Raw genomic sequence first — 13576 nt, 5'->3', positions numbered from 1 at the left:
GTTCGTTATTATTTGTTTTTGTTGTCTTTGGTTGTATCGGCAACCAATCCTATAGGTTTAGCGCAAATCCGCAAATACCAACAAGCAGAATGCGTGATTTGCAAAGCAGCGTTTGGGGCACAAAAATCGCCTGATGAATTTGACCCCCTGTCAGCACTGGGTTAACGTCTGCCCCTCCCTCTCTAATTTTATTGCATCATGGCTGTGAAGAAACCAGAAAATATGACCTTTGAGGACACCCTCAAAGAGTTGGATGCGATCGTCGGTGCTTTAGAGACTGGCGACCTCGCCCTTGATACGGCAATGAAGCGCTTTGAGCGCGGTATTGCGCTTGCGCGCCAAGGACAAAAAACCTTAGCAGATGCTGAACAGCGCGTTGAGATTCTGCTTTCTCAAGATGATGACGCGCCACTGACTGAATTTTCTCACGACGACAATGACTGATTCCGTTGTACAGCTCGCGCTGCGGGAGACGCAACACCGCAGCAACCAACAGCTATCGCGTTGGCTAGACACACTCTCGCATCAAGATTTACCGCTTATTAAAGCAATGCGCCACGGCTTACTGCTCGGTGGCAAGCGCGTTCGTCCTTTCTTGACCTATGCTACCGGACAATTGTTTGGCGTGCCCATCACTGATTTGGACACGCCCGCTGTGGCGGTAGAGTGCATTCACGCGTACTCCTTGATCCACGATGATTTGCCCGCCATGGATGATGATAGCCTGCGACGAGGTCAACCGACTTGCCATATCGAGTTTGATGAAGCGACCGCCATTCTCGCCGGGGATGCCTTACAAACCTTGGCGTTTACGGTGTTATCCGAAGGGTCGCTCAATCCAAACGCTGAATCTTACCGTATCGATATGATCAGAACGCTGGCAAGCGCCAGTGGCGCCAGTGGAATGTGTCTGGGTCAAGCGCTCGATCTCGCCGCCGAAGGCCAACACGTCGGGTTAGAGGCGTTAAAACAAATCCACCGTAACAAAACGGGGGCATTAATTCGAGGCGCGGTCAGACTGGGGGCTTTTGCCGCCGGCGAGAAAGGGGTGACGCACCTTGACGAGCTGGATACCTTTGCCAACGCCATTGGCCTCGCGTTCCAAGTGCAAGATGACATTTTAGATATCACAAGCGATACCCAAACATTGGGGAAACCGCAAGGATCTGACATGAGCGCGGATAAAAGTACCTACCCTGCGCTACTCGGTTTACAGGGCGCGCAAGAAAAAGCACAGCAACTTTACCAAGAAGCACTACACGCGCTGCATGCGATCCCCTACAATACCGAACAACTGGAAGTTTTTGCCCGATATATCATCGAGCGCAACAACTAGCATTACCAATAAAAGCGCCGAACCACTATGACACTGGATATATCAAAGTACCCTACACTCGCGTTGGCTGATACGCCGGAAGAGTTACGCACCATTCCGCGTGATCACCTTCCTGAACTGTGTGATGAGCTGCGTACCTACTTACTTAATACGGTTAGCCACTCAAGTGGTCATTTTGCGTCTGGACTTGGCACTGTCGAGCTGACTGTCGCACTCCATTATGTCTATAACACCCCTTTTGATCACCTTGTTTGGGATGTCGGTCACCAAGCCTACCCACATAAAATTTTGACGGGTCGGCGCGAAAAAATGCCGACGATTCGCAAAAAGGGCGGATTGCATCCCTTCCCGTGGCGCGAAGAAAGCCCCTACGATGTGTTGTCGGTAGGCCACTCCTCCACATCAATAAGCGCCGCATTGGGGATGGCCATTTGTGCCGAAAAAGAAGGGAAAAACCGCAAAGTCGTTAGTGTGATTGGAGACGGAGCCATCACCGCGGGGATGGCATTTGAGGCGATGAACCATGCTGGGGACGTGAAACCCGACATGCTGGTGATCCTCAACGACAACGAAATGTCAATTTCAGAGAATGTTGGTGCTCTCAACAATCATCTGGCGCAGCTTCTTTCTGGTAATTTGTATACCACCATCCGAGAAGGGGGCAAAAAAGTCCTGTCGGGCGCGCCACCAATTAAAGAGCTGGTCCGTCGTGCTGAAGAGCACCTCAAGGGAATGGTAGTACCGGGGACCATGTTCGAGGAACTCGGCTTTAACTATATCGGCCCTATCGATGGTCATGACGTGGAAGAGCTGGTTAAAACGCTAAAGAACATGCGTAACCTGAAAGGGCCACAGTTCTTGCACGTGATGACGAAAAAAGGCAAAGGCTACGCGCCTGCGGAAAAGGATCCGATTGGGTATCATGCCGTTCCTAAATTCGATCCAAGCGTGCATACCCTACCGAAATCAAAGCCAGCCAGCCCGACATTTTCTAATGTCTTTGGTGACTGGTTGTGTGATATGGCCGAGCAGGATGACAAACTGCTCGCCATTACCCCGGCGATGCGTGAAGGCTCTGGTATGGTGCGCTTTTCCAAGGCGCACCCTGACAAATACTTCGATGTTGCGATTGCCGAACAACATGCCGTCACCCTAGCGGCAGGTATGGCGATTGGTGAGTACAACCCTGTGGTAGCTATCTACTCCACCTTCTTACAGCGTGCGTACGATCAGCTGATCCATGATGTCGCCATTATGAACTTACCGGTGTTGTTCGCGATCGACCGCGGTGGCATCGTGGGCGCCGACGGCCAAACGCACCAAGGGGCATTTGATTTAAGCTACCTAAGATGCATCCCGAATCTAGTGGTGATGACGCCAAGCGATGAGAACGAATGCCGGCAAATGCTCTATACCGGTCATATTCATCAGGGCCCGGCCGCAGTGCGCTACCCACGCGGGGGAGGCATGGGCGTTGATATTGAGCGCGATATGCATGCATTCCCTATCGGTAAAGGCGTGCAAAAACGCCAAGGTAAGCGCATTGCGCTACTTAACTTTGGTACTCTGTTGCCCGGCGCCCTCGCGGCAGCAGAAGCGCTTGATGCAACCGTGGTAGATATGCGCTTTGCTAAACCTCTGGATACCGATTTAGTAGCAGAAATGGCGAAAACGCATGATTGCCTTGTCACTATTGAAGAAAACGCCACCGCTGGCGGGGCGGGAACCGGTGTGATTGAAAGCTTAATGACGCAAGGTATCATTAAGCCGGTATTGCAAATTGGCTTGCCCGATCGCTTTATTCCACAAGGCACTCAGCAAGAATTGCATGCTGAGCTGCAATTAGATGGTGAGGGGATCGAAGAGCAAGTGCGTACTTACCTCGATAAAATAGGCCTGTCTTTATAAGACGGGACATTTAGACTAAAAAAGCCCGCGATACTAAGCGGGCTTTTTGATCCGTTATTACGCCATCATCTTGGCGATGATGACGATTACTTGGTGCCGAAGATTTTATCGCCGGCATCACCTAGGCCAGGGACGATGTAGCCTTTGTCATTCAGTTTTTCATCGATAGCTGCAGTATAGAGCTCGACATCCGGATGCGCTTTTTTCAAAGCTTCAATACCCTCTGGAGCAGAGACTAACACCAATACTTTGATGTGCTGACAACCTTGCTCTTTGAGCAAATCGATAGTGGCAATCATCGAACCACCCGTTGCCAGCATAGGATCGACCACCAGCGCCATGCGCTCGTCGATATTGCTCGCCAACTTGTGGAAATACGGTACAGGCTCTAGCGTTTCTTYATCACGGTAAATGCCGACCACACTGATACGGGCACTTGGTACATGCTCCAGCACACCGTCCATCATACCGAGCCCTGCACGCAAAATAGGCACCACGGTGACTTTTTTACCTTTGATTTGATCAACGCTGACTGGGCCGTCCCAACCTTCGATGGTCATTTTTTCTGTTTCGAAGTCTGAAGTGGCTTCGTATGTCAGTAGGCTACCCACTTCAGTGGCAAGCTCACGAAATCGCTTAGTGCTAATATCCCGCTCACGCATCAATCCAATTTTATGCTTCACTAACGGGTGCCCGACTTCCACGACCTTCATCTTAGACTCCTTACAAAAAACAAATTCTCGGTAGTATACACGAAAGGGTTTTGCTAGCGTAGATCAAAGGCTTGACATCTCGCCTATTTCCTCACCAAACAGCTGACGCAAACGTTTTCCTTTCTAATTATCTACTGATAGAATAGCGCCGACTTTTGACTTCCAACTCCGGCGAGGAATTGCAGTGAGCGGTAAACAATCATCTCTTAGCTACAAGGATGCAGGTGTCGATATTGATGCGGGTAACGCCCTAGTCGACCGTATCAAAGGCGTCGTCAAACAAACTSACCGTCCTGAAGTAATGGGCGGCTTAGGCGGGTTTGGTGCCCTGTGTCAGTTACCGACCAAGTATAAAGAACCCGTGCTGGTGTCCGGCACTGATGGGGTAGGAACCAAATTACGTTTAGCGCTTGATGCCAATAAGCACGATACGATCGGCATTGATTTGGTCGCTATGTGTGTGAACGATCTAATTGTTCAAGGGGCTGAACCACTCTTTTTCCTCGACTACTACGCGACCGGAAAATTAGACGTCGAGACAGCGGCCGATGTGGTCACAGGGATTGCTCATGGATGCCAACAAGCCGGTTGTGCCCTGATCGGTGGCGAAACCGCTGAAATGCCGGGCATGTACTCAGGGGATGATTATGATGTCGCTGGGTTTTGTGTCGGGGTCGCGGAAAAATCCGCATTAATTGATGGCAGTAAGGTCGGTGAAGGCGATGCTCTGATTGGTCTGGCTTCTAGCGGTCCTCACTCAAACGGCTACTCTCTGATCCGCAAGATCTTGGAAGTCAGCGAGGCTGATTTAACCATGCCACTCGAAGGCAAACCTTTGGTTGAGCACTTGCTGGCACCGACCCGTATCTACGTGAAGTCAGTACTCACTTTACTTGAGCAATACCCTGCTCACGCCATTTCTCATATTACCGGTGGCGGCTTCTGGGAAAACATTCCCCGCGTATTGCCTCAAGGTACAAAAGCCGTTATTGATGGAAATAGCTGGCAATGGCCAGCCATCTTTAACTGGTTGCAGGCACAAGGCAATGTCAGTGACTATGAAATGCTGCGCACCTTTAACTGTGGCGTCGGCTTAGTCATCGCGCTACCACAAGCACATGCCGAACAAGCGATCGCACTGCTCAATGAGTCAGGGGAAACCGCTTGGCAGTTGGGCCATATTGCAACAAGTGCTGACGGCGAAGCGCAAGTGGAGTTGGTGTAATGACAAAACGCATCGTGGTGTTGATCTCGGGAAGTGGCAGTAATCTTCAGGCCTTAATCGATAAGTGCCCGCAAAACGCAAAAATTGTCGGCGTGATTGCAAACAAGCCAGATGCCTACGGCCTAACCCGCGCGGATAATGCTGGGATCGAGACTCGCGTGCTCGAAAACTCGCGCTATGACACTCGCGACGCTTACGATCATGCGTTGGCAACCGCCATTGATGCGTTGGCTCCTGACTTGGTCGTTCTCGCCGGCTTTATGCGTATACTCACCCCAGCCTTTGTCGAGCACTACCAAGGACGGATGCTGAATATTCATCCGTCGTTGCTCCCCAAATACACGGGCTTACATACCCACCAGCGCGCGATTGATGCGGGTGATACCGAGCATGGCACCTCAGTGCATTTTGTCACAGAAGAATTGGATGGTGGCCCGGTGATTTTACAAGCACGTGTCCCCATTTTTTCAGAAGACGACGCCAATACCGTTGCAGCACGGGTGCAACAACAAGAGCACCAGATTTATCCTTTGGTTGTTCGATGGTTTGTCGAAGAGCGCTTACGCATGGAAGCTGGCCAAGCTTGGCTCGACGGCGCGCCGTTGGGCCCTGCTGGCTATGCCGCTGATGACGATGACGACCTAAAAGCCTAGTGTGATTCGCCCTGATCAAAAAAGGCGCCTGATGGCGCCTTTTCTATGCTGGCAAGACCGCAATCAGGTCGTTGTATACTGATCTTGATTGGTGCAATACACTTCACCAAAATGGAAGACGCAGTACTCCCCTTCTGCCATTTTGTGCCAGTTTTCATTATTGGTTAGCGGCTGGGTCGCGATCACAGTGACGACATCATTGGGCGTAGTCTCCTCATGAAAATCAACCGTCATTTCCTGATCGATCAAGCTCGCTTTACCAAACGGGGCCCGCCGCGTAATCCAGTGCAAGTTATTACTGCAATACGCCATCACATAGTCACCATCGCTAAACAGCATGTTGTACACTCCAAGTGCACGTAACCGATCGCAGCGCGAGGCGATAAAGTCGAACACCTCACACATGTTATCGGGTTGCTGTGGGTAGTGCTTGTATAGCTCATTAAGCAGCCAACAGAAGGCTTTTTCGCTGTCGGTTTCTCCCACAGGCTTAAAGTGGCCCGTTTCTAAGCTTTCAAACCCAGATAGCTGACCATTGTGGGCAAACGTCCAATAACGTCCCCAAATTTCGCGAGTAAAAGGATGCGTGTTTTCAAGGCTGACGCCACCTCGATTAGCCTGACGAATATGACTGACTACCGCACAGCTTTTGATCGGATAACTGGTTACCAATTCAGCCACTTTAGATTGGCAGCTTGGGGCGGGATCTTTAAAGGTGCGAAACCCTTTCCCTTCGTAAAAAGTAATGCCCCAGCCATCTCGGTGCGGCCCTGTTTTTCCGCCGCGCTGAATAAGCCCAGTAAAACTAAAACAGATATCCGTCGGCACATTGGCACTCATGCCAAGCAGTTCACACATTCTTTCATCTACCTCCGAGCATTAGGCCGCCATTTCCTTTTCCACCAGCTGGATAAGAATATGGATAATCTTAATATGGACTTCTTGAATACGATCCGCATAGCCAAAATGAGGGACACGAATTTCGATATCCGCAAGACCAGCCATTTTGCCGCCGTCTTTCCCAGTCAGCATGATGGACTTCATGCCTTTCGCTTTCGCCGCATCGATCGCGTTAAGAATGTTACCTGAGTTTCCTGAGGTAGACAGACCAAAGAGGACGTCGCCTTTCATGCCGACGGCTTCAACATAGCGTGAAAAAACAAACTCATAACCAAAGTCGTTGGAAACACAAGAAAGGTGACTTGGATCAGAAATCGCAATCGCAGGATACCCCGGACGGTTTTCACGATAACGGCCCGTTAACTCCTCGGCAAAATGCATGGCATCACAGTGCGAGCCACCGTTCCCACACGAAAGCACCTTGCCACCCGCTTTGAAGCTATCGGCCAATAGCTTGGCAGCTTCTTCAATTTGTTGAATGTTTTTGTCGTCACTTAAAAAGGCATTCAAAACGGTAGCTGCTTCCGACAACTCACCGCGAATAATATCTTGGTACATGGCATGTTCCCATCGTTGAAAAAGGCCAGGCTCTCACTCTGTGCACCGGGGGTGAGAGCGGATTTAAGGTCAGTGTAACCGTATCGTTTTGTGCCTGTCGACTGCCGCTTGCGTGTTGGTCTCGAGCTAGGTCACGTTTGTTCAAATGGCAACCTATCTTTCCAACTTTGGCGGAGAATGATTGATGATTTTCTCACCTTGCAAGCCACATCACACCGTACCAATTTACAAATATTTAAATTTTTGCTTACATTAAGTGGTACGACCTCTTACCTCAATTGAGGAGAGGCTAACTAAACCGAAGGAGATGACGTGATGGCGACAGGGTTATTTATCGCTGCCATGCTGATTGTGGCAGGCGTACTCGCATACCATCGTGCCAATTTGCTGGTTTCAACAGCTGTATTGGCTGCGGGACTAGTAGTAGGGACTTTACTGGGGAGTGTTGGACAGATCACTTGGCTGATCTTTGCCGTAATCGCACTGCCACTAAATATCGCGACATTCCGTCGCAACTGGATCAGTAAACCAGCGTTTAAAGCGTTTAAATCTGTGATGCCAGAAATGTCAGCCACAGAAAAAGAAGCCATCGACGCAGGTACAGTATGGTGGGAAGCAGATCTTTTCCGTGGTACGCCTGACTGGAACAAATTGCATGATATCCCAGCACCACGTTTAAGTGCCGAGGAGCAGGCGTTCCTAGATGGCCCTGTGAATGAAGTCTGCCGTATGGTTGATGACTATCAAGTCACCCACGAGCTGGCAGATTTGCCACCTGAGGTATGGCAATACCTGAAGGACAACAAGTTCTTCGCCATGATAATCAAAAAACAATATGGTGGCCTCGAGTTCTCCGCTTACGCCCAGTCTTTGGTGTTACAAAAACTGTCTGGCGTGTCAGGCGTACTGTCATCTACGGTCGGGGTCCCTAACTCTCTCGGTCCGGGTGAGCTATTGCAGCACTATGGTACCGAAGAGCAAAAAGACCACTACTTACCGCGCCTTGCCGAGGGTAAAGAAATTCCATGCTTTGCCTTAACCAGCCCAGAGGCAGGCTCCGATGCGGGCTCGATCCCTGACTACGGAGTTGTCACAAAAGGGATGTGGGAAGGCAAAGAAGTGCTGGGGATGAAAATCACCTGGAACAAACGCTACATCACCCTAGCCCCTGTCGCTACCGTACTCGGTCTCGCGTTTAAACTTCGCGATCCTGACCATCTACTTGGCGATCAAGATGAACTTGGTATTACCTGTGCACTGATCCCGACCGATTTAGAAGGTGTCGATATCGGCCGTCGTCACTTCCCTCTCAACGTTCCATTCCAAAATGGTCCGACACAGGGTAATGACGTCTTCGTTCCAATGGACTTCATTATTGGCGGCCAGAAAATGGCGGGCCAAGGTTGGCGTATGCTGATGGAGTGTCTGTCGATTGGTCGCGGTATCACCCTGCCATCGAACACCACCGGCGGCTTGAAGTCAGCAGCATTGGCAACCGGTGCTTATGCGCGTATTCGTCGTCAGTTCAAATTGCCGATCGGTAAAATGGAGGGTATTGAAGAGCCTCTAGCGCGTATCGCGGGCAATGCTTACGTAATGGACGCCGCCAGTGCCCTGACCGTGACTGGGATTGACCTGGGAGAAAAACCGTCGGTGATCTCCGCCATCGTCAAATATCACTGTACGCATCGTAGTCAACAAGGTGTGATTGATGCGATGGATGTTGTGGGCGGTAAAGGTATCTGCCTTGGTCCTAAAAACTTTTTGGGACGCAACTATCAAGGCTCTCCCATCGCCATAACCGTTGAAGGCGCGAACATTTTGACGCGTTCGATGATCATCTTCGGTCAAGGGGCGATCCGCTGCCATCCGTTCGTACTGGATGAAATTCGTGCCAGCGAAGACACCGATTCGCAACGTGCGTTAAGTGCCTTTGATCGCGCCCTGTTTGGTCACGTTGGCTTTGTGATGAGTAACCTTGCTCGCACATTGTGGCTGGGCCTGACCGATGGACGCTTCTCGAAAACACCACGTAAAGATGAAACACGCCGTTATTACCAGCAAATGAACCGCTACAGTGCGGCATTAGCGCTGCTGGCTGACGTTTCAATGGCGGTTCTCGGGGGAAATTTGAAGCGTAAAGAGCGTCTGTCTGCGCGTCTGGGTGATGTGCTTAGTCAGCTTTATCTTGCCTCTGCAACCATGAAACGTTACGCCGATGAGGGCTATCAGAAAGACGATCTGCCATTAGTTCATTGGGGTATGCAAGATGCCATGTACCAAACTGAGCAAGCGCTGGATGAGTTCCTTGCCAACTTCCCAAATCGTATGATTGCAGGATTGGTACGTGCCCTCGTGTTCCCATTAGGTAAAGGTCGCCGCAAACCAAGTGATCGCTTAGACGGTAAGCTTGCGGTAATTTTGCAATCGCCAAGTGCAACACGTGATCGCATTGGCCGTGGACAATTCTTCGAGCCTGGTAACGCCATTGGGAATATCGAAAAAGCGCTTCACGACATTCTCACTGCAGAGCCGATCCACAAAAAAGTTTGTGACGGTATTGGCGAGAAACTCCCATTTATGTTCTTAGATCAAGTGGCACAGAAAGGTCTGGATGCGGGCGTGATCAGCGAACAAGAAGCACAGCTGCTCCGTGACGCCGAAGTGGGTCGACTAGAAACCATCAATGTTGATGACTTCGATCCTGCAGAGCTTCCTGCTGCATCGACCAAAGTGGGAAAGATGCATGATGCAGCTTAATGATTCGCGTTAAGCTGCCCAACCAAAAAGAGAAGGCAATTGCCTTCTCTTTTTTTATTCTTTACTTCTCTTTTTTATTCTTTATCCGGTTTATCCATGTCCAACTCATCGCCCATCTCTTCACGCGCACCTTCATCGGGTGGCGGCGCTTCCAATTCTTGAGCCGCTTCAGCGAGCTTACGGGCTTTGCGCTTTTTCAACACAAACCAAACCGCTGCGCCGAGCAAAAGAATCAATAGATTCCCTACACCGATAATCAGTAACGATGTCGTGCGTGCTTTTTCCTTCTCTCGCTCACGACGCCGCTCTTCCGCTGCCGCTTGCAATTCGCGCTCACGCGCCAACCGCTCGGCTTCTGCTTGTTCAAGCGCYTCATAATCGGTCACAGCAAACGTCTGCTCAGGTAAACTAAAAACCAGCGGTCGGCCTGACAATAAATCCGTCGCATAAAGCATACTGCTCCATTTGTACTGGCCCGGCGTGGATGCATACGGGATGTCCAGTGTCATCGTCATGGATTTATCATCGTTCGATGTTTGGTAAACTGTGGTCTTCCCTTCCGTGTCGATAAATTTAGCATGCACCGATATGCTACCCGGCTCAATACTGGCTTCCTCGGCCTGAATAACCAGCTTGTGTGGCTCATCATCAATTTGGCTTTGTTTAAACGTCGCCATCAATGGCGTCGGGTACACCAGCACTTCTTGCTCTAAGGTGCGGAAAAAAATGCCATTGCCTGACGTCACACGCGCTCGGTATTTACCGGGCATCACATTCACCGGCAGTGCGACGGTGAAGATACCATCATTGGGCTTTTCATCTAACCCCGTCCCGTCGTCACTAAAATGCCCGAGTGAGCGAGGCTGAGGGCGCTGATCAGGGTTGAGCGATTCAGGATCTTCGACGTACTCGGTAAAGGTGACATTCAAATCAACGCGCTCGATGAAATCGCGCAGGATGAGAGGCTCATCGCCAAGTTTTAATCGCGCCGTGAATTTCACCGTTTCCCCCTGATATAAACGCGGAGGAAGATCATCAACCTGCATACGCAGATCGCTTAGTACTTTTACTTTGTTATCAGGGCTAACTCGGCCAATCGCTTGCCACGGACCGGGCATGGGGTCAGTGATAGAAACGATGTCCATGTCCGATTCTTGGTGCCAAGAAACTTTATCTGGATGTCGCCATGCGTAGTACTTAGTGCCGTCGGGGCGCACAAGGACCACAGGGACACTGGGATCTTCTCGGTAAATCACGAACGCGGCACGCTCAATGGTAGGATCAACCCGAAAGCGGTTTTCCAGCAGACGTATTTCTTGCTCACTGGCTTGCGCCAATAATGGGATACAAAGACAGGCAGTCCACCACCGCTTTTTCATGTGCTCTCCTACTGTCGCCAAAGACAGCTACCATTTTGCTCAATAAAATCTAAACGCGCTTCGTGTGCACTTAGTTCATCGGCGGACGCGGGGATAATCTTTAGCGGTTTCTGACGTTTGACCGAACGCGGCGCCATTGGGCTCGCATTGTCCGTATCGGTTCCCGCGTTAAAAGACAGGCTGGTTTGCCCGCCCGTCATCAGTAAGTAAACGTCGGCTAAGATCTCGGCATCAAGTAATGCCCCGTGCAACGTGCGGCGAGAATTATCAATACCATAGCGCTCACATAAAATATCTAAGTTATTGCGCTTACCCGGGAAGATTTTCTTCGCCATGGCAAGGGTATCTGTAATCGAACAGATCTCGCTCGTCTTTAACGCCACTCCCAAGTTTTTAAACTCGTAGTCCATGAAGCCGACGTCAAAGGGCGCATTGTGGGCAATTAGCTCCGCCCCTTCTACAAAGGACACAAATGCCTGATGCACATCGGCGTATGTCGGTTTGTCGGCGAGAAAAGCATCCGTGATACCGTGTACTTCAATAGCTTCAGGATCAATCGAACGTGTCGGTTTAATGTAGGCATGAAAGTGCCGACCGGTTAGCTTACGATTGATAATTTCAACCGCGCCGATTTCGATAATGTTGTGTCCCTGGTAATGAGGGCCACCTTCGCGGTTCATACCTGTGGTTTCGGTATCAAGAACAACAAGGCGATCGTAATTCGCTTTCATGGCAATACTTATGTCAAACTTGGCAGATTCTAATTCCCGATAGTACCAAAGATGACCAAGCAGGTAGAAATTTTCACAGACGGTTCATGCCTCGGTAACCCAGGTCCCGGTGGTTACGGTGTGGTGATGCGTTATAAACAGCACGAAAAAACCTTGAGCGCCGGTTATACCCTCACAACGAATAACCGTATGGAGCTCATGGCAGCTATCGTCGGACTGAACGCCCTTACCGCGTCATGCGAGGTCGTGCTTACCACAGACAGCCAATACGTGCGCCAAGGGATCACACAATGGATCCATAATTGGAAAAAACGTCAGTGGAAAACTGCAGATAAAAAGCCAGTGAAAAACGCTGATTTATGGCAGCAACTCGATGCTGCGGCCGCCAAGCATACAGTGACGTGGAATTGGGTAAAAGGCCACGCTGGCCACCCAGAAAACGAACGCTGTGATGAATTAGCCCGAGAGGCGGCCAATCACCCTACTCTGGTTGATGAAGGGTATCAGCCGCAATAAGCAGGTTTTTATCCACCGTTTGGCACCACCCCACCTAAAGGCGCAACGGCTTTTTTCAGTTTCCAGCGTGGTTTGATGGGCTTTAACGGATAGCTGCGTTTACGGGCGATAATAAAGTAGACGCAGCCGACAAAGGGCGTGAATTCAGCAAAGCTGCTTTCTACCCAAGCGTGTCTCGCCTTGGGCTGTTTCGTTGGCCACAAACCAAAGTGCGTTGCAGTGGTCACCTCATAATTCATCACACTTAGCCAATCGCGGATCCTCAGTGGAGAAAACATACGTCCACTCCATGGCAGTCGCTGTCCGCGTCCCCGCAATACGCGCTTGATTCCCATCACGCTGGTCGGGTTGACGCCGGATAAAATAAGATATCCATCGTCAATCATCACGCGATCCACCTCACGCAGCAGCCGGTGAGGATCATCGCTATAGTCGAGCTGATGAGCCAGCAAGCACGCATCAAACGATTTTTCGATGAAAGGAAGCGCATAATGGTCTGCGGTTAAGTTGCGCATTGGATTACGTTTATCCACACAGACTTGGTGTTGAATGTTACACTGTTGGCTGACCAGTTCGCAGCTTAGCCCGCCGAGCTTCAATAAATGGTAGCCAAACAGGTTAGGCAAACATTCATCTAAACGCGTTTGTAACTGCGCTCGTGTCCAATCCCCATACGCAACTTGGTCCCACGTATAGGGGTAATCATAGTGATAATCGATGCGCGCTGGTTTCATGGTCAAGGCTCATTCTATTGCTGGAGAACCCAATGCTCAGTGTCAAAAGCATACCTGCATTTAACGATAATTACATATGGCTCATTATTAGTGAAGATAACCGTTGTGCGGTGGTCGATCTGGCTCATTATTAGTGAAGATAACCGTTGTGCGGTGGTCGATC

General features: G+C 50.4%; 13 protein-coding genes and 1 pseudogene. 8 read left to right on the top strand and 6 right to left on the bottom strand.

Features of this window, described 5'->3' with window-relative positions; all coding sequences use genetic code 11:
* The first annotated feature begins 198 nt into the window (after positions 1–198).
* From xseB to dxs, 3 genes are read left to right on the top strand one after another with little or no spacing between them, the layout of a single operon-like run.
* Positions 199–444, top strand: coding sequence for an exodeoxyribonuclease VII small subunit (gene xseB, locus BZJ17_RS08910; RefSeq protein WP_069587455.1), 246 nt, complete (start codon positions 199–201; stop codon positions 442–444).
* On the top strand, positions 437–1336 hold the full coding sequence (gene ispA / locus BZJ17_RS08905) for a (2E,6E)-farnesyl diphosphate synthase (RefSeq protein ID WP_077640487.1): 900 nt from the start codon (positions 437–439) through the stop codon (positions 1334–1336). Before xseB ends, ispA begins: the two co-directional genes overlap by 8 nt.
* A gap of 27 nt (positions 1337–1363) precedes the next feature.
* Positions 1364–3244, top strand: coding sequence for a 1-deoxy-D-xylulose-5-phosphate synthase (gene dxs, locus BZJ17_RS08900; protein WP_077640486.1), 1881 nt, complete (start codon positions 1364–1366; stop codon positions 3242–3244).
* Between the two features lie 86 nt (positions 3245–3330).
* Here dxs and upp read toward each other — a convergent pair whose 3' ends face one another.
* A complete protein-coding gene (gene upp / locus BZJ17_RS08895; protein ID WP_077640485.1) occupies positions 3331–3957 on the bottom strand; it encodes a uracil phosphoribosyltransferase in 627 nt (208 codons plus the stop codon).
* 184 nt (positions 3958–4141) lie between these two features.
* Here upp and purM point away from each other — a divergent pair, with 184 nt between their 5' ends.
* Together purM and purN are read left to right on the top strand one after the other, a co-directional pair.
* Complete coding sequence (purM, locus tag BZJ17_RS08890; RefSeq protein ID WP_077640484.1) at positions 4142–5182, top strand: phosphoribosylformylglycinamidine cyclo-ligase; 1041 nt, start codon at positions 4142–4144, stop codon at positions 5180–5182.
* On the top strand, positions 5182–5835 hold the full coding sequence (purN, locus tag BZJ17_RS08885; protein WP_069587460.1) for a phosphoribosylglycinamide formyltransferase: 654 nt from the start codon (positions 5182–5184) through the stop codon (positions 5833–5835). The genes purM and purN overlap by 1 nt, the downstream gene beginning before the upstream one ends.
* A gap of 63 nt (positions 5836–5898) precedes the next feature.
* Here the strand turns inward: purN and BZJ17_RS08880 are convergent, their stop codons facing one another.
* Positions 5899–6693 (bottom strand): class II glutamine amidotransferase, encoded by a 795-nt coding sequence (locus BZJ17_RS08880; RefSeq protein WP_069587461.1) that lies wholly within the window; start codon positions 6691–6693, stop codon positions 5899–5901.
* 21 nt (positions 6694–6714) lie between these two features.
* Complete coding sequence (lpcA, locus tag BZJ17_RS08875; RefSeq protein ID WP_069587462.1) at positions 6715–7293, bottom strand: D-sedoheptulose 7-phosphate isomerase; 579 nt, start codon at positions 7291–7293, stop codon at positions 6715–6717.
* Positions 7294–7608: 315 nt separating this feature from the next.
* Here lpcA and fadE point away from each other — a divergent pair, with 315 nt between their 5' ends.
* Positions 7609–10053, top strand: a complete 2445-nt coding sequence (gene fadE, locus BZJ17_RS08870; protein WP_077640483.1) for an acyl-CoA dehydrogenase FadE — start codon at positions 7609–7611, stop codon at positions 10051–10053.
* A 74-nt stretch (positions 10054–10127) separates the two neighbouring features.
* Here the strand turns inward: fadE and BZJ17_RS08865 are convergent, their stop codons facing one another.
* Both BZJ17_RS08865 and dnaQ read right to left on the bottom strand, forming a co-directional pair.
* Positions 10128–11432 (bottom strand): TIGR03503 family protein, encoded by a 1305-nt coding sequence (locus BZJ17_RS08865; RefSeq protein WP_077640482.1) that lies wholly within the window; start codon positions 11430–11432, stop codon positions 10128–10130.
* Positions 11433–11440: 8 nt separating this feature from the next.
* Positions 11441–12175: a DNA polymerase III subunit epsilon gene (gene dnaQ / locus BZJ17_RS08860; RefSeq protein ID WP_077640481.1), complete on the bottom strand. Its 735-nt coding sequence runs from the start codon at positions 12173–12175 to the stop codon at positions 11441–11443.
* Positions 12176–12214: 39 nt separating this feature from the next.
* Between dnaQ and rnhA the strand changes: the two genes are divergently transcribed.
* On the top strand, positions 12215–12679 hold the full coding sequence (gene rnhA / locus BZJ17_RS08855) for a ribonuclease HI (RefSeq protein WP_069587466.1): 465 nt from the start codon (positions 12215–12217) through the stop codon (positions 12677–12679).
* Between the two features lie 8 nt (positions 12680–12687).
* On the opposite strand, the gene BZJ17_RS08850 is transcribed toward rnhA, so the two are convergent.
* The gene (locus BZJ17_RS08850) at positions 12688–13413 is read right to left on the bottom strand and encodes a methyltransferase domain-containing protein (protein WP_069587467.1); all 726 of its coding nucleotides are present in this window, start codon (positions 13411–13413) and stop codon (positions 12688–12690) included.
* A gap of 32 nt (positions 13414–13445) precedes the next feature.
* On the opposite strand from BZJ17_RS08850, the pseudogene BZJ17_RS17050 reads away from it, so the two are divergent.
* Positions 13446–13532 (top strand): annotated as a pseudogene (locus BZJ17_RS17050) (hydroxyacylglutathione hydrolase); the annotation flags it as partial.
* Between the last annotated feature and the right edge of the window lie 44 nt (positions 13533–13576).

It is taken from the genome of Salinivibrio sp. IB574, assembly GCF_001996205.1.
GTDB classification, from domain to species: domain Bacteria; phylum Pseudomonadota; class Gammaproteobacteria; order Enterobacterales; family Vibrionaceae; genus Salinivibrio; species Salinivibrio proteolyticus.
This window is presented reverse-complemented; position numbering and strand designations above follow the sequence as displayed.